The sequence below is a fragment of the Paenibacillus pabuli NBRC 13638 genome (genome assembly GCF_001514495.1).
Taxonomy (GTDB): domain Bacteria; phylum Bacillota; class Bacilli; order Paenibacillales; family Paenibacillaceae; genus Paenibacillus; species Paenibacillus pabuli.
Map to the genome: position 1 here is coordinate 1 of NZ_BCNM01000017.1, position 21,917 is coordinate 21,917.

Below are 21,917 nucleotides of genomic sequence, written 5' to 3' on the forward strand. Positions count from 1 at the left end.
TGCCAGCCGGCGCGGATGCGCTGCCGGCTGGCGGTAGTGCCGCAGCTCCTGCAGGTGCTGCGGCGGTGCACGCGCCTGTCCCCCACGAGGGGGACCCGTGGGTGGGGCGCGTGCTGAAGCTGCTCGGTGCGGAGCACGAGCAGCAGGCGGTGCACGGCGCGGCTGCGCAGGCGCGCGTGGGGGATGTGGCGGGTCCGGGAACCGCGGACACGCTCAAGGGCTTGCTGCTGCAGCTTGCCAGCAGCGATGGTGCACCGGCGGCGCTCAAGGATGCCGCCGGGCAGGCCGTGCAATTTCTGACAGGTCAGCAGTTATTGCTGACAACCGACCGCAGTGCCACCTTTGCTCAGATGCACTGGTTTATCCCGATTACGGGACCTGACGGAGAAGAGACGGCTTCCGTCCAGATTCAGTCCCGCCGGGGACAACGTGGTGAATTGGATGCCTCCAACTGTCGTTTGTGGTTTGATCTGGATATGAAAAGTCTTGGTCCAACGCTAGTGGATGTGCATGTGGTTAATAATATCGTCAGTCTGCGCGTGCTGAATGACCGCGAAGGAATGGGACCGCTCCTGGAGAGTGGACGTGAAGAAATTCATCAAGCGCTGGACAAGTTGGGCTACCAGTTGCTGACCTTCAAGGCGGAACCATGGCCTGTTGGCCAGGAACCGGGAGCTGAACGGAAAATGACTGCCTCGGACTACAGTCCTGAACGTTACAAAGGGGTGGACATGCGGGTATGAAAGAGGATTCGCAACCGGACCTGGTGTCCAAAAAGGCTGTTGCCTTAAAATACGTCCCTGGTGAGAGTGAAGCGCCGGTTGTCGTAGCGAAAGGCCGCGGCAAAGTAGCAGAGGCTATTCTGGATAAAGCCAAAGAAAATGGTGTGCCTGTTCAGGAGGATGCTGCACTTGTCGAAGTGTTATCCAAGCTCGATTTGGACGAACAGATTCCATCGGAGCTGTATCAGCTGGTGGCTGAAGTGTTAACCTACATTTATCGTGCTGACCGTCTGGCTGCTGGACGAGAGGAAGATGAATCATGGTAGAGCGCAGATCAGAACAGGGTCCAGCTTCAAAACTGACACGTCAGCAAAAGGGACGATTGGGTGAAGAGGCTGCCTGTCACTGGTTACGGGAGCAGGATTATCGTATTGTGAAACGCAACTGGCGCTGCCGAAGCGGAGAGATTGATATCATTGCTTCCCGTGAAGGCATGATCATTTTTATTGAAGTCCGGAGTAGAAGCGGAACTGGGCAGTATGGAACACCCCAGGAGTCGGTGGATATCCGTAAAATGCAGCAGGTACGCGCAACCGCATCTGTATATTTGCAAATGATGGGAGAGACAAATCACCAGATCCGTTTCGATGTGATTGCTGTCATGCTGGACAATGCAGGGGATACTGTCTCGCTTGATCATATTATTAATGCCTTTTGAGTCCCTCTCATTAAGTATTTAGGGGAGGAACGACAGAGCCACAGGAAGGATACTTGTCTAAGTACATTTCTTGTGGTTCTTTTGTGTTCGGAAGAGAAACACCAGGCATGTTATTTCCTGATTTTTGTTGGGAAAACGCTACAAACTGCTGAGAGAACCCGCTTTGGCTGTGTCACACTTACTTGCTACGGACACGTCACGTCATGCTTTGGTTTCCGGACCGAGGTTTGAGGGACGACCTAGGAAACATATATGATTTACTCGTACATGGAGATAGAATATGAATCCTATAAAAAATAAAATCCCTATCGTAACTGTATATTTATAGGCATCCACCTACGTCAAAGATTCCTTTTGCGGGCATTCCTTTGAATCCGATGAACCGATCAGTGTATAATCAAGAGGGTAATCCAGTTTTGTTTGCATCATTGATATTTCATAAATGAGTTGATTCACATCGCAGGTTCTATATGCGGTCATGGATAATCTTTGTATAACCTGGGAGGCATGGTCATGAGTAAATCCACACAAACGGTTAATGCCGTAAGAGCGGCCATTCAAAATCGTCGTACCGTCAAAAAGTTTAAAAAAGAAGCTGTTCCTACACAACAAATTATTGATTTGCTGGACACGGCCGTATGGGCACCTAATCACAAATTGCGTGAGCCGTGGCGGTTTTTGTTGTTTAGCGGACTCGGACTGAACAAGCTGGCAGACGCCATTGATGCAGAGATGGGTGAGGATAACAAGTTCTCGGCAAATATCAAGCAGGTCCCTACCGTTATGCTTGTAGTGATGGAAGAAGATCCGCGCCAAAATATTTGGGATGAGGATTTTGCAGCAGCAAGTGCAATGGTACAGAACTTCCTGCTCGCGGCATGGAGTGAAGACATCGGCACGTTCTGGGTAACCAAGCCTTTCTTGTATGCACCGAAATTCCGTAAATCTCTGGGCATTCAGGCTGGGGAAAAAATTATAGGAATGGTCTACATGGGGTATCCAGATGTAATTCCTTCCGCCAAAGAGCGTACACCAGCCAAGGATAAGCTGACCATATTTGAATAATTGATTTCTTGTTCGCTATTCATTCGAACGTGTTGCTCTATGCAAAGCCCCTGCACGTATGCCTCTTCTTTTATAAAGAGGATGTATATGCAGGGGTATTTGATTTGTAAATCTATTTAACCATGAAATTTGAAATCTACAGATATCTCGCTTGTACCTTTCATGATGCTGAATGGCGAAGGCACGTATTTCACCTTATAGCCTTTATTTACTTGATGACCCTCTCTCAAAATAAATTCAAATCCAGTTGACGATACTGTATCGCCTCAGCCACATGGGCTGTCAATATTACCCCTTCATTATCCAGATCGGCAATTGTCTGGGCCATCTTAATAATTCGATCATGTGCACGCATGCTCAGGTTCAGTGCTTGCAGTGTCTGCTGGAGCAGCTGGTCTGCTTCTTCAGGCAGACGGATTGTTCGACGCAGAAGGGTTCCAGATAGCTGGCTATTCCAGCGAACTGAACTATTTGCATATCGTGCAGCCTGAATGTGGTGAGCATGAATGACTTTGGCCTGCATTTCTGCAGATGAAGGAGAAGCGCCAGCCTTACGCCACTCACCTGGGGATGGAACTTCGACCTGAAGGTCGATGCGATCCAGCAAAGGTCCAGAAATTTTGGCGCGGTACGCGGCCACGCGGGCAGGACTGCATATACAGCGCTGCTCCTCCGATTGGGCAGACGAATAGCCACAGGGACAGGGGTTCATCGAGCATGCAAGCATAAACTGGGCAGGAAAAGTGAATGCGGCTCTCGCCCGGCTAATGGTGACTTTGCGATCCTCCAATGGCTGTCTCAACACTTCTAGGACTTGCCGCTGAAACTCTGGCAGCTCATCTAGAAACAATATGCCTCGGTGAGCAAGGCTTACTTCACCTGGTTTGGGGATTCCACCACCTCCAATGAGACCTGATGTGGATATCGTATGGTGTGGAGAGCGAAAAGGTCTGTCTGCGATGAGACCATTAGATGTTTCCTTGAGCTTGCCTGCGGCACTTAGCACTTTGGTTACTTCCAACGCTTCCTCTTCGGACAAGGGTGGGAGAATCGTAGGAAGCCGTTTAATTAACATGGTTTTCCCTGTTCCTGGTGGTCCGACGAGCAAAATATTATGCATGCCCGCTGCGGCAATCATGAGTGCCCGTTTCACATGATGCTGTCCCAAAACATCACTATAATCATCGTCCAGGAATGAAGAGCGTATTGGGCGTTCAGAGTGCACCATTTTACCGGAATTGGGATTTAGAGCAGACAGATGAGCGTAATCTTTTAAAACAACAGGCCCCCTATTCTGCAGTAGTCCTTCCTTGTTCTTTGAATTCGTTTCCTGTTCAGGTACGATATCGTGCAAATGACGAATGCCATATACCTGAATGCCCCGAATTAGCGAAGCCTCTTCCAGATTATCCGCAGGCAGAAGAACAGAGGTAAAGCCTTGCCGTTTTGCCAAATCGACCATGGATAAAATGCCAGGCACGGATCTCACGGAACCGTCCAATGCCAACTCTCCCAGCACCAATGTTCGTTCCTGCACAGGAAGTACCAGCTGGGCACTTGTTGTAAGTAAGCCAATAGCAATGGCAAGATCAAAAGAAGAGCCTTCCTTACGCAGATCAGCAGGGGCCAGGTTAATCGTAATTCGCTGTAACGGGTACTGGTAGCCACAGTTTTTAATAGCAGCACGAACGCGTTCAACCGCTTCACGAATAGCTGAATCCGGCAATCCGATAATAGACGTCTGGGGTAGACCGTTCGACAAATCTGTTTCCACTTCAATCAAAACGCCATCAATGCCATACAAACAGGCACTATGCAGCTTTCCATACATACGAAAAGAAACACCTCACTTCGTCCTTGACGCGCATTATACGGGTCAGTTTACGAATTAAGGTGCTTCCTCATCTTCTAACAAGATTGTATATAAAAGGAATCAGGGCGTCAACCCGTCCTTGTCTAGCTGCTGTGTATCTCACCTGATTCCTGAATTGTTTCAAATTATCGCATTAAATGAAGTTTCCGTAGAATTAGACAATAGTTCTGCTTCAAATCAATATCAAGCTGTAGTGGGGGAGTATGTAAACGCTCGGTGATCTGTTCCACCGTATCAAACTTTTTTTGCAGCGTAGTCTTATGATTACATTATATTTAGTTCGCTATTATATTTTATAAAATTAAATTTAACACTATTAAATAGAAAAGTAAAATGATTTGTGCTCAATTATTCTGTTTTTTTTCTAATTTGTGATAAGATAGATGGAGAGTTCCTAATAATACGCATAATCTAACGGCAAAACAGGGGTGAAAACCTTTTTATTAGGAATTGAATGTATAAATAGGTAGGTGAGACAATCATATGCAGACTGACAGTTTGAAGCTGGATAACCAATTATGCTTTGCCATATACGCTTGTTCACGTGAAATTACGAAGATGTATCAGCCCTATCTTGAGGTGCTCGGCGTAACGTATTCCCAGTACCTGGTCTTAATGGTGTTGTGGGAACGTGAAGAATGTACGGTTAAGGAAATCGGAGAAGCGTTATATCTCGATTCGGGAACTTTAACGCCGCTTCTGAAACGATTGCAATCAGCAGGGCATATTCATCGCGAACGCTCAGCCCAGGATGAACGAAAAGTATTGATTACTCTCACTGAATCCGGGCGGGAACTACGTAATAAAGCCCTGTCCATCCCTGCAGCGATTCAGGATGATGCGTGCCTGAACAGCGCAGAGTTTGAGTCTTTACTGGGCCAGTTTAAGGACCTTTTGAAAAAGGTTCATGAGACCAATACCAAAGAATCCAGAAAATAAATCGGTATCGCATTATACACAAGAAACCTTGGCTATTTAGCTAGGGTTTTTTCCAATTATATCCAAGCATTCACAATATGGGATCATACTCATATCAAAATACTGTCTATTAACCATTACTTTTTTAAGGAAAGCGTTTTAAAAACGTGTTACAATGAATTGGGTTTAAGTGAAAATAGTCAACATTTGTCTTTTGTTAGTCTACCAACCCGCCTTGTTGCAGTCATGTTGATAGGAGGATTCGAGAATGAATATCCATGAATATCAAGGAAAAGAAGTACTGAAACAGTATGGAGTCACCGTTCCAAATGGAAAGGTTGCTTATACAGTCGATGAAGCGGTTGCGGCCGCAGAGGCACTGGGCAGTCCGGTGACTGTAGTCAAAGCGCAAATTCATGCGGGAGGCCGGGGGAAAGCCGGCGGCGTGAAAGTAGCGAAAAGTATCGACGAGGTTCGTGCTTACGCATCCGAAATTTTGGGAAAAGTACTGGTGACACACCAGACTGGACCAGAGGGTAAAGAAGTGAAGCGTCTTCTGATTGAAGAAGGATGCGATATTCGCAAAGAGTACTATGTGGGTGTTGTAGTGGATCGTGCCACAGGCCGTGTCGTTATGATGGCTTCCGAAGAAGGCGGCACCGAGATCGAAGAAGTAGCAGAAGCTACACCAGAGAAAATTTTTAAAGAAATTATTGACCCTGCAATTGGATTGCAAGTGTTCCAAGCGCGTAAACTGGCGTACAGCATTCGTATTCCGAATGAACTCGTGAACAAAGCGGTTAAGTTTATGCTTGCTTTGTACAAAGCATTTGTCGAAAAAGATTGCTCCATTGCCGAGATCAATCCACTCGTTGTTACCGGAGATGGAAACGTTATCGCTTTGGATGCCAAATTGAATTTTGATTCCAACGCCTTGTTCCGTCACAAAGACATTCTGGAACTGCGCGACCTGGATGAAGAAGACGAAAAAGAAATCGAAGCTTCCAAATACGACCTCAGCTACATAGCACTTGATGGCAACATCGGCTGTATGGTCAATGGTGCGGGACTTGCGATGGCGACGATGGATATCATCAAATACTATGGTGGCGACCCGGCCAACTTCCTTGACGTTGGGGGCGGTGCAACGACGGAGAAAGTAACTGAAGCTTTCAAAATTATTCTGTCCGACGCCAAAGTAGCGGGTATCTTCGTTAACATTTTTGGCGGCATTATGCGTTGTGATGTCATTGCCAATGGTGTTGTTGAAGCCGCGAAGCAGCTTGGCCTGACTAAGCCGCTGGTTGTTCGTCTTGAAGGAACTAACGTGGAGCTTGGTAAACGCATATTGGGTGAATCCGGCCTGAATATCGTTCCTGCTGATTCCATGGCCGATGGTGCACAGAAAATTGTTGCCCTCGTAAAATAAGTTCATTCCTGGGCAAATTGCTGCCTTAGTTCCGGAGCTGTCCGGCACTTGAAAAATAACCGTAAGGATGTGAAGCAACGTGAGTATTTTGATTGATAAAAATACAAAAGTCATTACGCAAGGCATTACGGGTTCAACGGGAATGTTCCACACGAAGGGCGCATTGGATTACGGAACCCAGATGGTAGGCGGCGTTACACCGGGTAAAGGCGGAACCAATGTGGATATTACACTGGAAGATGGCAAAGTCGTCAGTCTCCCAGTGTTCAATACGGTACAGGAAGCGAAGGAAGCTACTGGCGCAACAGCGAGCGTCATCTACGTTCCTCCGGCGTTTGCGGCGGATTCCATCATGGAAGCTGTTGACGCAGAGCTGGATCTCGTGATCTGTATTACCGAAGGTATCCCGGTACTTGATATGGTCAAGGTTGACCGTTTCATGGAAGGCAAAGATACCGTTCTGATCGGGCCTAACTGTCCCGGCGTTATTACACCAGGTGAATGCAAAATCGGCATCATGCCGGGTTATATTCATATGCCTGGCCACGTTGGTGTGGTTTCCCGAAGTGGAACGCTCACGTATGAAGCTGTTCATCAATTGTCTGCGCGTGGAATTGGACAATCTTCTGCTGTGGGAATCGGGGGCGACCCGGTTAAAGGCTCCGAGTTCATTGATATTCTGAAACGGTTCAATGAAGATCCACAGACGCATGCCGTCATCATGATCGGTGAAATTGGCGGTACGGCTGAAGAAGATGCTGCGGAGTGGGTACGGGATAATATGACCAAGCCCGTAGTAGGCTTTATCGGTGGTGTTACGGCGCCTCCAGGTAAACGCATGGGTCATGCGGGTGCTATTATCTCTGGTGGTAAAGGTACTGCCAAAGAAAAAATTGCAAAACTTGAATCTTGCGGAATCAAAGTTGCTCCAACACCGGCCGAAATGGGCTCAACGCTTGTGAGTGTACTTGAAGAACGCGGAATTCTGAATTTGTGCACGACACATTAATTCTTTTCCGTTATAATAGAAGAAACGGTTCAGAGAGCTAAGCTGTCTGGGAACCGACTATTGTTGATACGGAAAAGGTAAGCAACCTTTTGTCCATAACAGGGCGAAGGGTTGCTTTTTTGCGTTTTTTTACAGGTGGTAAATGAGAAGAATGATCCTCCTACAAAGTAAACGCTTGCATTCCGTTGTCACTTACCACACAATATGAGGGAAGATTTTCTTCCCGCTTCGGGAGGTTATGGATATGGAAGAAAGATGGATTTTGATTGGTTTACATGAGACAGAGGGCGTAGGTAAGAAAACAATCTCCAAGTTACTTTCAGGAAATCATCAACTGGCGGAACTAATGAGCTATGAAGAAGGGGACTGGACAGCGGCGGGTCTGCGTAAGGATCAGGCAGTGCGATTAGCGAAGCAGTTTAATGCGGACTGGATTGAACAGAGACAAGAATGTTTGTACAAACAGGGTATTGAGGTTATTACTTATCTGGACCATAACTATCCCATATTAATGAAGGAAACCGTTCAACCACCTTGGGTAATGTACGGGCGCGGCGATCTGAATTTGCTGCACAGCCAATCCATTGCAATGGTAGGGACCCGCATGCCTACCGTGTACGGACGTAAAATTGGTGAAAAACTGGCGGAGCAATTATGCCAGGCTGGGCTGACGGTTGTGAGTGGACTTGCAAGAGGAATAGATAGCGGGTGTCACGAGGCTGCGTTGCGTGCCAATGGCAGAACCATTGCGGTATTTGGAACAGGCATTGACAATATTTATCCTCCCGAAAATACAAGTCTCGCAGAACGGATAGCCCAAACAGGTCTGCTCTTGTCGGAATATCCCCCAGGTACACGTGCCCGTCAGGGCTTGTTTCCAGAGCGTAATCGGATCATCGCGGGATTAACCTTGGGTACGTTGGTTGTTGAGGCTGACATTCGAAGCGGCTCATTGATTACTGCGGATGCTGCCCTTGAAGCAGGAAGAGATGTATTTGCAGTCCCTGGTCCCATAACATCTCCCAAGAGTCGAGGTGCACACAACCTCATTCGTCAGGGGGCGAAATTGGTAACTTGCGCCGCGGATTTATTAGAAGAGTATCGATTGGACTTGCCAAATACGGAACAACTTCCTTACAATAGAGGACGTTCGACGCAAAGTAGTGAAACTTCCAAACAGGGAATATTTCCAGCGGTAAAACTATCTTCGGATGAACGATGTGTTATTCATTTACTGGAGCGGGAGGAGCATTCTCTGGATCAACTCGTTGAACAGCTTGATTGGGATTTTGGACATTTGCATTCAGTTCTGTTATCTTTAATCATAAAAAAGCAGATTAGCCAATTACCTGGAACCAAATACGCGAGGGTATGACACTGCTGCATTCAAGGCAGCATGTGAAAATAGATTATTAGCGGAAGTTAGTCCTGCTGCTAAGTGATGAATGAAACAAAAAAACAAGCAGCAGTTTCATGACTGAGAGGAGATGAACCTATGGCGGATGCACTCGTAATCGTGGAGTCGCCCTCAAAGGCGAAGACGATCGGCAAATATTTAGGCAGCAAGTTCATCGTAAAAGCTTCGATGGGACATGTGCGCGATTTGCCAAAGAGTCAGATCGGCGTTGAGGTGGAGAATGATTTTAATCCGAAATATATTACGATCCGCGGCAAAGGTTCTATTTTAAAAGAACTGAAGGATGCACGAAAGAAAGTAAAAAAAGTGTATCTCGCAGCTGACCCGGATCGCGAAGGCGAGGCAATTGCATGGCATTTGGCCCATGCGCTTGAACTGGATGAGACAGCAGACTGCCGGGTCGTATTTAATGAAATTACGAAACAGGCCGTCAAGGATGCGTTCAAAACGCCGCGCAAGATTAATATGGATCTGGTAAACGCGCAGCAGGCAAGACGTATTCTCGATCGACTTGTAGGCTATAAAATAAGCCCATTATTATGGAAGAAAGTCAAAAAAGGTTTGTCTGCTGGCCGTGTTCAGTCCGTAGCCGTCAAAATCATTTTGGATCGTGAAAATGAAATTAATGATTTTGAACCGGAAGAGTACTGGAGCATTACAGCTAAACTGACAGCAGACGGAAATCCGTTTGAAGCGAAGTTCCATCAATTGAACGGTACCAAAACTGAACTTGGCAGTGAAGCAGAAGTACAGGCAATTCTGAAACAGATCGAGGGCGCTTCGTTCACCGTCAAGGAAGTTAAAGAGAAGGAGCGCAGCCGTAACCCTTCTGCTCCGTTCACCACGAGTTCGCTGCAGCAGGAAGCCGCACGTAAATTGAATTTTAGAGCTTCCAAGACGATGTCTGTTGCCCAACAACTGTATGAAGGGGTAGACCTCGGAAAAGAAGGCACAGTGGGTCTCATTACGTATATGCGTACAGACTCCACACGGATTGCAGCATCAGCTCAGGAAGAAGCCAAGGAATACATTATAGGCAAGTACGGTGAGCCGTTTGCTCCCGAGACGCCTAGAAACTATTCCAAAAAGGCAGCCAATGCTCAGGATGCGCATGAAGCGATTCGTCCAACTTCTATTTTACGTGATCCGGATTCCATCAAATCGTTTATGAGTCGCGATCAATTCCGGTTGTACAAACTGGTTTGGGAACGTTTTATAGCGAGCCAGATGTCATCTGCCGTTCTGGATACGCTCTCCGTGGACATTGCTGCAGGAGATACAATTTTCCGGGCAGCGGGTTCGAAGGTTCGTTTCCAGGGATTCATGAAGGTATATGTCGAAGGTAATGATGACGGAACAACGGAAGAAGACCGCCTGCTGCCTCCGCTGAAAAGTGGAGATGTACTGGAGAATCGGGAGATCGAGCCAAAACAGCACTTTACACAGCCGCCCCCACGTTATACGGAAGCAAGGTTAGTTAAAACGCTTGAGGAACTGGGCATAGGGCGTCCGAGTACATATGCGCCTACGCTGGAGACCATTCAGAAGCGCGGATATGTTGCCATTGAAGAGAAAAAATTTATGCCAACCGAGCTGGGTGAACTGGTCATCGAGCAGATGGAAGAGTTTTTCCCGGAGATCCTGAATGTGGAATTCACCGCAAACATGGAAGGTGATCTTGACCATGTGGAGGAAGGTTCCGAGGATTGGGTCAAGGTACTCGCAGAATTTTATGAGTCTTTTGAGAAACGGCTTGAGTTTGCAGAAGAAGAAATGAAAGAAATTGAGATAGAAGATGAAGTTTCGGATGAAATATGTGAGAAGTGCGGTAAACCGCTCGTGTATAAACTGGGTCGTTTCGGCAAGTTTCTCGCGTGCTCCGGATTTCCGGATTGCCGGAATACCAAACCGATTATCAAGGACATCGGCGTAACTTGTCCGAAGTGTAAGGAAGGTCATGTTGTTGAACGCCGCAGTAAAAAGGGACGTATTTTTTACGGTTGCGATAAGTATCCTGAATGTGATTTTGTATCATGGGATAAACCTTCAGCAAAACCATGTCCAAGTTGCGGTTCACTAATGATCGAGAAACGAAACAAACAGGGAACGCGATTGCAGTGTACTTCATGTGATCATCAGGAGCCGGTGGAGGAACCGGAAGAAGAATGAATGGATTAGCATAATGGGGGTAAATGATTTCAATGAATGAACAACAAGTAACCGTTATTGGTGCCGGGTTGGCAGGAACTGAAGCGGCTTGGCAGATTGCAAGTCGTGGCGTACGTGTAAAATTATATGAGATGAGACCGGTTGTCAAAACGCCGGCTCACCATACGGATAAATTTGCAGAACTGGTATGCAGTAACTCGCTTCGTGCCAATGGTTTGACAAATGCAGTGGGCGTATTAAAAGAAGAAATGAGAATGCTTAATTCTCTGGTCTTGGGTGCTGCAGATCGTCATGCCGTTCCGGCAGGAGGAGCCCTTGCTGTTGACCGGGACGGATTCTCAGGTGAGATTACATCCACCCTTCATCAGCATCCCCTCATTGAAGTGGTCAATGAAGAGCTGACTTCTCTTCCGGAAGACGGTATCGTTGTTGTGGCAACAGGCCCATTGACTTCTCCGGCATTGTCGGAGCAAATCAAGGCACTTATGGGTGAGGAATACTTCTACTTCTATGATGCAGCTGCACCAATTATCGAAAAAGATTCCATTGATATGAATAAAGTTTATCTTGCTTCACGTTACGACAAGGGCGAAGCAGCATACCTGAACTGTCCGATGACAGAAGAGGAATTCGATGTGTTTTATGAAGCATTGATTACGGCTGAAGTTGCTCAATTGAAAGAATTTGAGAAAGAAATTTACTTTGAAGGCTGTATGCCGATCGAAGTCATGATGAAGCGTGGCAAACAAACGGCACTGTTTGGTCCGATGAAACCTGTAGGTCTCGTCAATCCGCATACCGGAGAGCTTCCGCATGCTGTTGTGCAGCTTAGACAGGACAATGCAGCTGGAACGCTGTACAATCTGGTTGGATTCCAGACACATCTGAAATGGGGAGAACAAAAGCGTGTCTTTTCTTTGATCCCTGGACTTGAGAATGCGGAATTCGTCCGTTATGGCGTAATGCACCGTAATACTTTTATCAATTCTCCCAAACTGCTACGTCCAACATATCAGTTCAAAGAGCGTCCGAATCTGTTCTTTGCAGGTCAAATGACTGGAGTAGAAGGTTATGTGGAATCGGCTGCATCCGGTTTAATCGCGGGTATGAATGCGGCCAAAGCAGCGCTTGGACAGGAACTGGTGGTATTGCCGGTGGAGACCACGCTGGGTAGTATGGCACAATATATTACAACAGCTGATTTCAAACACTTCCAGCCAATGAACGCAAACTTTGGATTGCTGCCGAAGCTGGAAACTAAAATACGCAATAAAAAAGAAAAAAATGAAGCACTTGCCAAGCGTGCACTGGATGGCATTGCCCGTTTTGCTGCAGCAGAAGGTCTAACCGTTCCGGAACGCGTATAAATTATTCGTGGGGGGGAGTGTGATAACATGGATATGTCATTTCATGCTACAACAATCTGTGCAGTACGTCATAATGGCAAGGCAGCGATTGCCGGAGATGGTCAGGTGACCATGGGGCAAAGTGTTGTGATGAAAAATACGGCCAAAAAGGTAAGACGTCTCTATCGTGGTCAGGTTGTAGCTGGTTTTGCTGGTTCCGTGGCGGATGCGATTACCTTGTTTGAGAAATTTGAAGGCAAGCTGGAGGAGCACCATGGTAATCTGCAGCGTGCTGCTGTAGAACTTGCCAAGGACTGGCGCCAGGATCGAATTTTGCGCAAACTGGAGGCACTCCTGATTGTTATGGATAAAACGGGAATGTTGCTCATTTCGGGTGGGGGCGAAATTATTGAGCCCGATGATGACGTTATCGCGATTGGATCGGGAGGAAACTTTGCCTTATCCGCTGCGCGTGCGTTAAAACGTCATGCGGTGAATCTGGAAGCGAAAGATATTGCTCGTGAATCGCTTCAGATTGCCTCAGAGTTATGCGTCTACACCAACAATAACATTATTGTTGAAGAGTTGTAAGCAAAAGCAATCTCCCGTAATGGAGCCTGATATTACGTCAGCTCAGTTCATTCGAGGAGATTCTTTGTCCTTGTAGGTAAGCCTTTATAAAGTGGTATCTCTAAAACAAAGTTCGCATACTGGTAGGAGGGAAGCTATATGCATACTCAAGCGTTAACACCCAGACAAATCGTTGCAGAGCTTGATAAATATATTGTAGGACAAAAAAAGGCTAAAAAATCGGTAGCAGTTGCCCTTCGCAATCGTTATCGCCGCAGCCTTTTGCCTGAACATACCCAAGATGACATTGTACCTAAAAATATCCTGATGATTGGACCTACTGGTGTTGGTAAAACGGAGATTGCACGCCGACTGGCCAAGTTGGTAGGAGCTCCGTTCGTAAAGGTAGAGGCTACGAAGTTCACAGAAGTGGGTTATGTTGGCCGAGACGTGGAATCGATGGTTCGTGATTTGATTGAAACATCGTTACGGATGGTCAAGCTGGAACGTACAGAAAAGGTCAAGGACAAAGCGGAAGAGGCTGCCAATGAACGGATCGTACATATTTTGGCCCCTTCACCATCCAAATCCAAAAATCAACGGAATCCGTTCGAAATGATTTTTGGGAATAATGGCAACAACACGCCAGAAACTGAAGAGCAAGAACCGGATACGGGAGTAGCTGAGCGGCGGCGCAAAATCAAATTCGACCTGTTATCTGGCAAGCTGGAAGATGACGTGATCGAGATTGATGTGGAAGATACGACGCCAAACATGATGGACATGTTCGCCGGTCAGGGAAATGATCAGATGGGGATGAACATGCAGGAGATGTTTGGCAGTTTATTGCCTCGTCGAACCAAAAAACGTAAACTGGCCATTAAGGAAGCTCGCAAGGTATTGATTCAGGAAGAAGCTGGAAAATTGATCGATATGGATGATGTTACGCAGGAGTCCATCCGCCGGGCGGAACAGACAGGTATCATATTCATTGACGAAATTGATAAAGTAGCCAGTCAGGGACGCGGTAGCGGCCCCGATGTATCACGGGAAGGGGTGCAACGTGACATTCTGCCCATCGTGGAAGGATCTACGGTAATGACCAAGTATGGTCCTGTCAAAACGGATTATATCCTGTTTATGGCGGCCGGAGCTTTTCACGTAGCAAAACCCTCGGATCTCATTCCAGAGCTCCAGGGGCGTTTCCCAATCCGTGTAGAACTGAGCAGCCTGACACTTGATGAATTTGTCTCGATCCTCACAGAACCTAAAAATGCGTTAACCAAGCAGTATGTGGATTTGCTGCGGACAGAGAATATTGAGATTGAGTTCTCGGATGACGCTATTCGTGAGATTGCCAAGCTCGCTGAGTCAGTGAATCAGAATACCGAAAATATCGGTGCACGTCGCCTGCATACTATTCTAGAGAAACTTCTTGAGGATTTATCCTTCGAGGCACCGGAGCTAACGCTGGAGCGCATGGTAATCACTCCGGAATATGTACGTGAGAAATTGAATGATATTGCATTGGATCGGGATCTAAGTCAATATATTTTGTAACTAACATTTATTGTTCTATTGAGCGCAGTTGAATGTGAATAACGGTATACAACGGATAGATGAAGATTTTGCAATTTCACGGGTAAGGACATTCGATCCTCATCGTTGTGGAATTGGCTTCATCCATTCAATGTATACCGTTTATTTTTTGCGAAGATCTAATATAATTTGGCCATATAGCCGATAAAAGAGTTGGAGTTGGCAAGAAAGTTGAGAGAATCTAGGACTTGTGCCGCATATATAGGTCTATTTGAAACAGAAGGCAAGAAGATAATACATATTTGATCATTCTAAAAATTCCAATAAAAGGATTTTTATTTTCCAAGTCTGGTTATCGGTTTAATCAGCAAGGAGAGAGAAGATTGCATAAATGCGCAAAATTTAATGAAATCGTATTATGGATGCGACAAAAACTTTCTCTGTTTTTAAAATCAGTTTACAAAGGTAGAAGTGTTAAGAAAGTGTTGCTTACAATTGGTGAATACTAGTAATTCAAGATACGCCTTTTGTCAATTATTAAATTAACAGCGTGGAAGAATAATACATTATTTTAGTTCAAAACCTTATTCTTACGGTAAGAATTACTAACTGGAACAAACATAAATGTTCTGGAATCTTCAGCGAACCACCAATTAAAAAAGCGATATGGAACAGAAACAGACTTTATAGATTTTAAGAATGTTTTAGCGAATATCAGAGGAGTGTAAGCTTCCATTTGTTTTGGGCCTCAACATTTACGAAAAAATTCATAATTTGCAGAAAATACACAAAAAGCCCTGTCTTTCAGAAAAGATAGGGCTTTTTTCTTATTGTAATATATCCCAATCTCGAAGAAACTTATGTTATACGACAACATCAGAGTTAATTCTACTTAAGTCCTAGAAAAACGTGTAAAAGCGAATGTTTTTGTCGAAAAAGCATAAGCAACTTGAAGGAAAAAGATTGAATCTTTTTCCATAATTTCTAAGGAGAGGAGGGAAAATATGAATCTTTTGAATGATATTAGTTTCCGAAGGTTACAAGGTGCACTCGATGCCTCCAACATCAGACAACGAACGATTGCTGACAACATCGCGAATGCCGACACCCCGTATTTCAAGCGCTCGGACGTTTCTTTCGAAGAAATGCTACAGGATCAAATGAATGGAGATATGCCTGCTCTTAAAGGGAAAGTAACGGATTCAAGGCATTTTGTCATAGGTCCTTCCTCTTCCATACCGACACCAGTAGTCAATATGGATCAGTCGACTTCCATGAATAACAACCAGAATAACGTCGATGTAGACAAGGAAATGAGTCTTCTGGCCGAGAACCAGTTGCGTTACAACGCTTATATCCAGCAAGTGAATGAACAGATCAAAATGATGCGTGTTGGAGTCGAAGGGAGATAGCTTAGGTGAACATCAGTAACAGTTTTAATATTAGTGCATCGGCTCTGACAGCTCAGCGCTTGCGAATGGACGTTATATCTTCCAACATTGCGAATGCGGAGACGACGCGCGCGAGCGTATCCAATGGTGAAGCCGTCCCTTATAAGCGGAAGATGGTCGTACTTGAACCGAATAAGACATCGTTCAACAGCTTGCTGCAAAATCAGATGAGAAGTAATGGTTCGGGAGACGGGGTTAGAGTATCAGAGATTCGTGAAGATCAATCCCCTTTGAAACCTGTCTATGACCCTTCTCATCCGGATGCCAACGCTGAAGGGTATGTGTACATGCCTAACGTTGACATTGCAAAAGAGATGGTAGACATGATCTCGGCATCGCGTTCATATGAGGCAAACGTCACAGCCTTAAATTCAACCAAGGCCATGATATCGAAAGCATTGGAGATTGGAAGGGCGTAGTTAACAGTATAAGGATGGTCCAATAAACCGAAGTACAGAGATGAATGGGAGGGACATTAATGATTCAGAACAACATGTTTAACACACAGGGGATTCAACCGCTTCAGATGCAAAGTACGGCACAAAGCAAGCCATCCACACCAGCCGAAACCATTCAGAGCTTCGGTACATACCTACAGGATGCGCTCGGGTCTGTAGCTGCACAGGAGTCCCAAGCGCATGAAATGTCAAACCAGTTCATGCTCGGAAAAGTAAACGTTGATCAGGTGATGATCGCTTCAGAACAGGCCCTGCTGAGTCTTCAACTTACGTCTCAAGTCCGAAACAAAGTGGTCGAAGCTTATCAAGAGATTATGCGTACGCAATTATAAAAAAAGGCATACTTGCGCTTCGATAGCAGCGCTGATCATTACAACAAGCAGCTGCGTGCTGCTCCTGACTTGATCTCTATGACCTAAAGAGATAACGGAAGGACAGACTAAGCTAAGTTTCGGATGGGGTGACAGAGTGAATGAGAGAATTGCCCAGTACAGGGACAAGGCATCCCAGTATTGGAATAGTTTTAGCAAAAAGCAAAAAGTATTATTTATATCGACCTTTCTGTTTTTGATTTTGGCTGCAGTCGTACTAACTATGCAATTGTCCAAAACGGAATATGAAGTTGCGTTTACGGATTTGAATGCAAGTGATTCTGCGGGCGTAATTAACTACCTGGATTCATCAAGTATTCCGTACAAATTAAGTGCAGATGGCAAGACCATATCCGTACCAAGCACGGATGTTGCGATTGCAAAAGTGAACATCGGGTCCCAAGGAATTATTCAGAATGGTTCATTAGGGTATAAGTCATTCGAGGAATCCTCATCACCAATCGGCATGACGGACAAAGAGTTTGATGTGAAGTATAACAACGCATTAAACGGAGAAGTGGAGCAATTGCTTCAACGGATGCAAGGGATACAAGATGCAAAAGTGCTGGTCAACATGCCAAAAGATAATATCTTTGCTGGCTTGGAAGAACAGGATAAAGCGTCAGCATCGGTGGCTCTCCAATTTAAACCCGGTTATCACCCAAATCAGGCAGCGGTAGATGGCTACTTTAATTTGGTTAAGACTGCCATTCCAAATCTACCTATTGAGAATATTACGATCACCAACACGGATGAAGCGGAACTGATTCCAACAGCACGTGGTGGCAGTGGCGGATTATCTACTGAAGTACAGGAAAACATGGCTTTACAGAAAAAATTTGAAAATGATGTTCGGAATAACGTGAAACAATTTCTTTCCCAGATTGTAGGGGATGAGAACGTTAACGTTTTGGTTGCTTCCAAACTGAATTTCGATAAGGAAACACGGAAAGAAAATCTGGTCACCCCGGTCGATGTAGATAATATGAAAGGCATCGAAATCAGTGTGCAAGAGATTCAAAAGAGCTACACTGGGGCTAGTAATCCAACAGGTGGTGTCGCGGGTACCGGTCAAGAGGAAGTTCCAGGGTATCCTTCATCAGATGCAGCTGGGAACTCCTCTTCAGAAGAAACATCAAGCACCAAAAATTACGATGTCAACCGTATTGTAAAAGATATCGTTTCTAGTCCATACACTGTAAAAGATTTAACCATTAATGTAGCGGTTGAACCACCTGCGGGAGAAACAGAATTGCAGGCACCTGTTCAGGATGCAATCCAAAACATTTTGGTTAACATTGTTCGTGCATCGTTAGCGGATTCAGGCACGGTAACCAGTGATGCGGATCTGGCCAAAAAAGTTTCAGTGATTTCCCAAGGATTCCAAACGGCTGCAGCAACAAATACTGGCTTCCAGCTTTCCACAGGAATGATGTGGGGCGCAGGAGCACTGGTGGCAGCGTTGATTGCAGCGGTAGTTATTTTGTTAGTACGCCGTCGTCGCAAACAAAACGAAATAGAAGAAGAGGAGATTCCTCTTCCAGTAGCAACAGAGTTTCCGTCCATTACGTTGGACAGTGTAACGAACGAAAGTCAAGTGCGCAAACAATTGGAGAGTTTGGCCAAGAAAAAGCCAGACGAATTCGTCAATCTGCTGCGTACATGGCTGGCTGACGAATAGAGGTGAACGCATTGGCGAAGGCAAGCAGTCAAGGTCTGACTGGAAGACAAAAAGCAGCAATTTTGTTGATTACATTAGGTCCGGAGGTATCTGCACAAATCTTCAAACATCTGCGTGATGAGGAGATCGAACAATTAACGTTAGAGATTGCCAATGTTCGCAAGGTGGATGCTTCCGAAAAAGATATGATTATGGCTGAGTTCCATCAGATCTGTCTCGCACAGGAATACATTTCTCAGGGCGGTATTACGTATGCAAGAGAAATTTTGGAGAAAGCACTCGGCTCGCAAAAAGCACTTGAAGTTATTAACCGTTTGACGGCTACGCTGCAAGTTAGACCATTTGACTTTGCACGCAAAGCAGATCCAAATCAGATTTTGAACTTCATTCAAAATGAAAGTCCTCAAACGATCGCACTGGTATTATCGTACTTGCAATTCGAGCAGGCGGCAGCCATCTTGTCCTCGCTACCACAAGAGAAGCAAGCGGACGTGGCACGCAGGGTCGCTGTGATGGACAGTACTTCTCCAGAAGTTATATCTCAAGTGGAGCGCGTACTGGAACAAAAGCTATCTTCTACTGTGACGCAGGACTACACGAATGCGGGTGGTATCGAATCCATCGTTCAGATCTTGAATGGAGTCGACCGGGGTACGGAACGTACCATTCTCGACTCACTGGAAATTCAGGATCCGGAACTTGCAGAAGAAATCAAGAAACGTATGTTTGTATTCGAGGATATCGTCAATGTGGATGATCGTTCAATTCAGCGCATTATCCGGGATATCGACAACGGAGATCTGCAATTGGCGCTCAAAGTGGCAAGCGAAGAAGTGCGGGATGCCGTATTCCGGAATATGTCGAAACGGATGTCGGAAACGTTCAAAGAAGAGATGGAATTCATGGGACCTGTGCGGTTGCGTGATGTTGAGGAAGCTCAAACTCGTATCGTAGGAACGATCCGTAGATTGGAAGAAGCCGGTGAGATCATTATCGCTCGCGGTGGAGGAGATGATATCATTGTCTAATTTGATTAAATCTTTCCAGTATGTACCGGTCGATGACCGCAAACGACTCGAAAATCACCATCATTATGGTGGAACTGAGTCTGAGACAGAATTAGATGGTGAAGGTTCTGAAGCTGAGGTGCTGCAGGCACGTGTAGACGAAGAAACACAACGTCTTACTGCGGAGATGCTGGAGGATGCCAAGGAGTTTGCAGAAAAGCAGGTACGTGAAGCTTCAGAGGAAGCGGAGCGAATGCTTCAAGAAGCCCGCGAACAAATCGATGCCTGGTGGCAGGAGCAGCGTCAGCAGGACGAACATCTGACTGAAGCGCTTCGTTCACAAGGTTTCCAGCAGGGTTTTGAAGAAGGCAAAGTACAGGCTGAACTGGATCTCCAGGTGCAGATCGAAGAGATGATGAAGGAAGCCCGTGAAGTCCTTGAGGAAGCATACGTAGCTAAAGATCAAATTATTCAGGAAGCAGAGCCGTTCCTTGTAGAGCTTGCATGCGGCATTGCTGAGAAAGTAATAGATAGACAACTTTCTGTTGAACCCGAACATACGTTAGAGCTGATTCGTCAGAACTTGCTACGCAAACGGGAGCAGGGGATGATCACATTATGTGTAGCACCTGATCAATTTGCTTTTGTACAAGCCGCGCGTGAGGAACTCGCTCTGGCGATTGACTCCCAGGCAGAATTGCAAATTCTGCCTGATGCTACGGTAAAAGATAAAGGATGTGTTATACGCTCGTCATTTGGAAGCGTAGATGCGAGAATCGATACACAACTTTCTGAAATCAAAAAAGAACTGGTCCGCATAGCACTTGAGGATGAGGAGCGAAAAAATCAACATGAAGGTTCTTAGTTCACAGCGTTATATGGAGCACTTGCGGCAGTTTGATCCCGTTCGCATTAACGGCAAAGTTACTCAGGTCATAGGTCTCATGGTTGAGTCTGAAGGTCCGGATGCGAGTATCGGTGATGTATGTTATATCTATCCAGGCAAATCCGCAAAGCCGCTTCAGGCAGAGGTCGTTGGATTTCGGGATAACAAAGTGCTGCTAATGCCGCTGGGTGAACTTCAATCCATTGGTCCAGGATGTGATGTGGTCGGAACGGGGAAACCGCTTGGGGTACAGGTTGGATCTGAATTGCTCGGTAAGGTATTAGATGGATTGGGAAAACCTTTGGACGGATCATTGCTACCGTCTAGAATGCCAATGTATTCTACGTCCAATACGCCAGTAAATCCGATGGACCGACCTCGGGTGCTCGAAACGATGGGTGTTGGTGTGAGAGCGATTGATGGTCTGTTGACGGTTGGGAAGGGACAGCGGGTCGGGATCTTTGCCGGATCAGGTGTAGGTAAAAGTACGCTGATGGGTATGATTGCCCGCAATACAGCAGCTGACGTCAACGTAATTGCTTTGGTTGGCGAACGGGGACGTGAGGTTCGTGATTTTATTGAGCGGGATTTGGGCCCGGAAGGTCTGGAACGATCCGTCGTTATTGTTGCTACGTCAGATCAGCCTGCATTGATTCGAATCAAGGGTGCTGTCATCGCAACCACCATTGCGGAATATTTCAGAGACAGAGGCATGAATGTGATGTTGATGATGGACTCCGTCACCCGTTACGCCATGGCTCAAAGGGAAGTGGGACTTGCCGTGGGAGAGCCACCTGCGATGAGAGGGTACACACCTTCTGTGTTTGCGAGTTTGCCCAAGTTGCTTGAGCGAGCAGGAACGGGGCCAACAGGTTCGATCACAGCTTTTTACACGGTCCTGGTGGACGGGGATGATATGAACGAACCCATCGCAGATGCGGTGAGGGGTATACTGGATGGTCATATTGTGCTGAATCGGTCCATTGCAAATAAAGGTCATTTTCCTGCCATTGATGTACTTGCCAGCATTAGTCGTGTCATGAAGGACATCGCTCCTGAAGAGCAGTTGGAAGCTGTTAATAATATGAAGAGACTAATGGCTGTATACAAAGAATCAGAGGATTTAATTAACATCGGGGCCTACCAAAGAGGTTCCAATGCAGCCATTGATGAGTCCATAGACCAGATTGATAGCATTTGGAACTTTACAAAACAGAAAGTCGATGAAAAAGTAACGCTAAGTGAAGTACAGGAACGTTTGATTCTTGAATTTGCAAGGAGATGAAAG

Annotated in this window: 19 protein-coding genes and 1 pseudogene; 19 read left to right on the forward strand and 1 reads right to left on the reverse strand. The window is 46.0% G+C overall.

Going from position 1 to position 21,917, the window contains the following annotated elements; all coding sequences use genetic code 11:
* The 4 genes and pseudogenes from PPA03S_RS33395 to PPA03S_RS21485 all read left to right on the forward strand — a co-directional run.
* Positions 1–743, forward strand: a pseudogene (locus PPA03S_RS33395) (DNA ligase); the annotation flags it as partial.
* Positions 740–1,048 carry an EscU/YscU/HrcU family type III secretion system export apparatus switch protein gene (locus PPA03S_RS21475; protein ID WP_062326034.1) on the forward strand — a complete coding sequence of 103 codons (309 nt, stop codon included), beginning with the start codon at positions 740–742 and terminating at the stop codon, positions 1,046–1,048. The pseudogene PPA03S_RS33395 and the gene PPA03S_RS21475, both read left to right, overlap by 4 nt.
* Positions 1,042–1,440, forward strand: a complete 399-nt coding sequence (locus tag PPA03S_RS21480; RefSeq protein ID WP_062326035.1) for a YraN family protein — start codon at positions 1,042–1,044, stop codon at positions 1,438–1,440. Before PPA03S_RS21475 ends, PPA03S_RS21480 begins: the two co-directional genes overlap by 7 nt.
* Positions 1,441–1,953: 513 nt before the next feature.
* Positions 1,954–2,505, forward strand: a complete 552-nt coding sequence (locus tag PPA03S_RS21485) for a nitroreductase family protein (RefSeq protein ID WP_062326036.1) — start codon at positions 1,954–1,956, stop codon at positions 2,503–2,505.
* Positions 2,506–2,731: 226 nt separating this feature from the next.
* Here the strand turns inward: PPA03S_RS21485 and PPA03S_RS21490 are convergent, their stop codons facing one another.
* Positions 2,732–4,336 (reverse strand): YifB family Mg chelatase-like AAA ATPase, encoded by a 1,605-nt coding sequence (locus PPA03S_RS21490; RefSeq protein WP_062326037.1) that lies wholly within the window; start codon positions 4,334–4,336, stop codon positions 2,732–2,734.
* Between the two features lie 525 nt (positions 4,337–4,861).
* On the opposite strand from PPA03S_RS21490, the gene PPA03S_RS21495 reads away from it, so the two are divergent.
* The 15 genes from PPA03S_RS21495 (at position 4,862) to fliI (ending at position 21,914) form a co-directional block, all read left to right on the forward strand.
* A complete protein-coding gene (locus PPA03S_RS21495; protein ID WP_062326038.1) occupies positions 4,862–5,317 on the forward strand; it encodes a MarR family winged helix-turn-helix transcriptional regulator in 456 nt (151 codons plus the stop codon).
* Positions 5,318–5,564: 247 nt separating this feature from the next.
* Positions 5,565–6,725 carry an ADP-forming succinate--CoA ligase subunit beta gene (gene sucC, locus PPA03S_RS21500; protein ID WP_053783785.1) on the forward strand — a complete coding sequence of 387 codons (1,161 nt, stop codon included), beginning with the start codon at positions 5,565–5,567 and terminating at the stop codon, positions 6,723–6,725.
* A 79-nt stretch (positions 6,726–6,804) separates the two neighbouring features.
* On the forward strand, positions 6,805–7,734 hold the full coding sequence (sucD, locus tag PPA03S_RS21505; RefSeq protein WP_024630202.1) for a succinate--CoA ligase subunit alpha: 930 nt from the start codon (positions 6,805–6,807) through the stop codon (positions 7,732–7,734).
* 244 nt (positions 7,735–7,978) lie between these two features.
* On the forward strand, positions 7,979–9,109 hold the full coding sequence (gene dprA / locus PPA03S_RS21510) for a DNA-processing protein DprA (protein WP_062326039.1): 1,131 nt from the start codon (positions 7,979–7,981) through the stop codon (positions 9,107–9,109).
* Between the two features lie 120 nt (positions 9,110–9,229).
* Positions 9,230–11,320, forward strand: a complete 2,091-nt coding sequence (gene topA, locus PPA03S_RS21515) for a type I DNA topoisomerase (protein ID WP_062326040.1) — start codon at positions 9,230–9,232, stop codon at positions 11,318–11,320.
* Positions 11,321–11,352: 32 nt separating this feature from the next.
* Complete coding sequence (trmFO, locus tag PPA03S_RS21520; protein ID WP_062326041.1) at positions 11,353–12,687, forward strand: FADH(2)-oxidizing methylenetetrahydrofolate--tRNA-(uracil(54)-C(5))-methyltransferase TrmFO; 1,335 nt, start codon at positions 11,353–11,355, stop codon at positions 12,685–12,687.
* Positions 12,688–12,714: 27 nt separating this feature from the next.
* Positions 12,715–13,257, forward strand: a complete 543-nt coding sequence (gene hslV, locus PPA03S_RS21525) for an ATP-dependent protease subunit HslV (RefSeq protein ID WP_062326042.1) — start codon at positions 12,715–12,717, stop codon at positions 13,255–13,257.
* A 138-nt stretch (positions 13,258–13,395) separates the two neighbouring features.
* Positions 13,396–14,796 carry an ATP-dependent protease ATPase subunit HslU gene (hslU, locus tag PPA03S_RS21530; protein ID WP_062326043.1) on the forward strand — a complete coding sequence of 467 codons (1,401 nt, stop codon included), beginning with the start codon at positions 13,396–13,398 and terminating at the stop codon, positions 14,794–14,796.
* Between the two features lie 983 nt (positions 14,797–15,779).
* Positions 15,780–16,187 carry a flagellar basal body rod protein FlgB gene (gene flgB / locus PPA03S_RS21535; protein ID WP_062326044.1) on the forward strand — a complete coding sequence of 136 codons (408 nt, stop codon included), beginning with the start codon at positions 15,780–15,782 and terminating at the stop codon, positions 16,185–16,187.
* 5 nt (positions 16,188–16,192) lie between these two features.
* On the forward strand, positions 16,193–16,645 hold the full coding sequence (flgC, locus tag PPA03S_RS21540; RefSeq protein WP_062326045.1) for a flagellar basal body rod protein FlgC: 453 nt from the start codon (positions 16,193–16,195) through the stop codon (positions 16,643–16,645).
* Between the two features lie 59 nt (positions 16,646–16,704).
* On the forward strand, positions 16,705–17,016 hold the full coding sequence (fliE, locus tag PPA03S_RS21545; protein WP_062326046.1) for a flagellar hook-basal body complex protein FliE: 312 nt from the start codon (positions 16,705–16,707) through the stop codon (positions 17,014–17,016).
* A 136-nt stretch (positions 17,017–17,152) separates the two neighbouring features.
* Positions 17,153–18,736 carry a flagellar basal-body MS-ring/collar protein FliF gene (gene fliF / locus PPA03S_RS21550; protein ID WP_062326047.1) on the forward strand — a complete coding sequence of 528 codons (1,584 nt, stop codon included), beginning with the start codon at positions 17,153–17,155 and terminating at the stop codon, positions 18,734–18,736.
* A 2-nt stretch (positions 18,737–18,738) separates the two neighbouring features.
* Positions 18,739–19,764, forward strand: coding sequence for a flagellar motor switch protein FliG (fliG, locus tag PPA03S_RS21555; RefSeq protein ID WP_411835243.1), 1,026 nt, complete (start codon positions 18,739–18,741; stop codon positions 19,762–19,764).
* Positions 19,757–20,608 carry a FliH/SctL family protein gene (locus PPA03S_RS21560; RefSeq protein WP_062326049.1) on the forward strand — a complete coding sequence of 284 codons (852 nt, stop codon included), beginning with the start codon at positions 19,757–19,759 and terminating at the stop codon, positions 20,606–20,608. Before fliG ends, PPA03S_RS21560 begins: the two co-directional genes overlap by 8 nt.
* A complete protein-coding gene (gene fliI / locus PPA03S_RS21565) occupies positions 20,595–21,914 on the forward strand; it encodes a flagellar protein export ATPase FliI (RefSeq protein WP_062326050.1) in 1,320 nt (439 codons plus the stop codon). The genes PPA03S_RS21560 and fliI overlap by 14 nt, the downstream gene beginning before the upstream one ends.
* Positions 21,915–21,917 lie beyond the last annotated feature (3 nt).

Coding starts and splice junctions, on each gene's coding strand:
- PPA03S_RS21475 (WP_062326034.1), top strand. CDS start 740: ATGAAAGAGGATTCGCAACCGGACCTGGTGTCCAAAAAGGCTGTTGCC.
- PPA03S_RS21480 (WP_062326035.1), top strand. CDS start 1,042: ATGGTAGAGCGCAGATCAGAACAGGGTCCAGCTTCAAAACTGACACGT.
- PPA03S_RS21485 (WP_062326036.1), top strand. CDS start 1,954: ATGAGTAAATCCACACAAACGGTTAATGCCGTAAGAGCGGCCATTCAA.
- PPA03S_RS21490 (WP_062326037.1), bottom strand. CDS start 4,336: ATGTATGGAAAGCTGCATAGTGCCTGTTTGTATGGCATTGATGGCGTT.
- PPA03S_RS21495 (WP_062326038.1), top strand. CDS start 4,862: ATGCAGACTGACAGTTTGAAGCTGGATAACCAATTATGCTTTGCCATA.
- sucC (WP_053783785.1), top strand. CDS start 5,565: ATGAATATCCATGAATATCAAGGAAAAGAAGTACTGAAACAGTATGGA.
- dprA (WP_062326039.1), top strand. CDS start 7,979: ATGGAAGAAAGATGGATTTTGATTGGTTTACATGAGACAGAGGGCGTA.
- topA (WP_062326040.1), top strand. CDS start 9,230: ATGGCGGATGCACTCGTAATCGTGGAGTCGCCCTCAAAGGCGAAGACG.
- trmFO (WP_062326041.1), top strand. CDS start 11,353: ATGAATGAACAACAAGTAACCGTTATTGGTGCCGGGTTGGCAGGAACT.
- hslV (WP_062326042.1), top strand. CDS start 12,715: ATGGATATGTCATTTCATGCTACAACAATCTGTGCAGTACGTCATAAT.
- hslU (WP_062326043.1), top strand. CDS start 13,396: ATGCATACTCAAGCGTTAACACCCAGACAAATCGTTGCAGAGCTTGAT.
- flgB (WP_062326044.1), top strand. CDS start 15,780: ATGAATCTTTTGAATGATATTAGTTTCCGAAGGTTACAAGGTGCACTC.
- fliE (WP_062326046.1), top strand. CDS start 16,705: ATGATTCAGAACAACATGTTTAACACACAGGGGATTCAACCGCTTCAG.
- fliI (WP_062326050.1), top strand. CDS start 20,595: ATGAAGGTTCTTAGTTCACAGCGTTATATGGAGCACTTGCGGCAGTTT.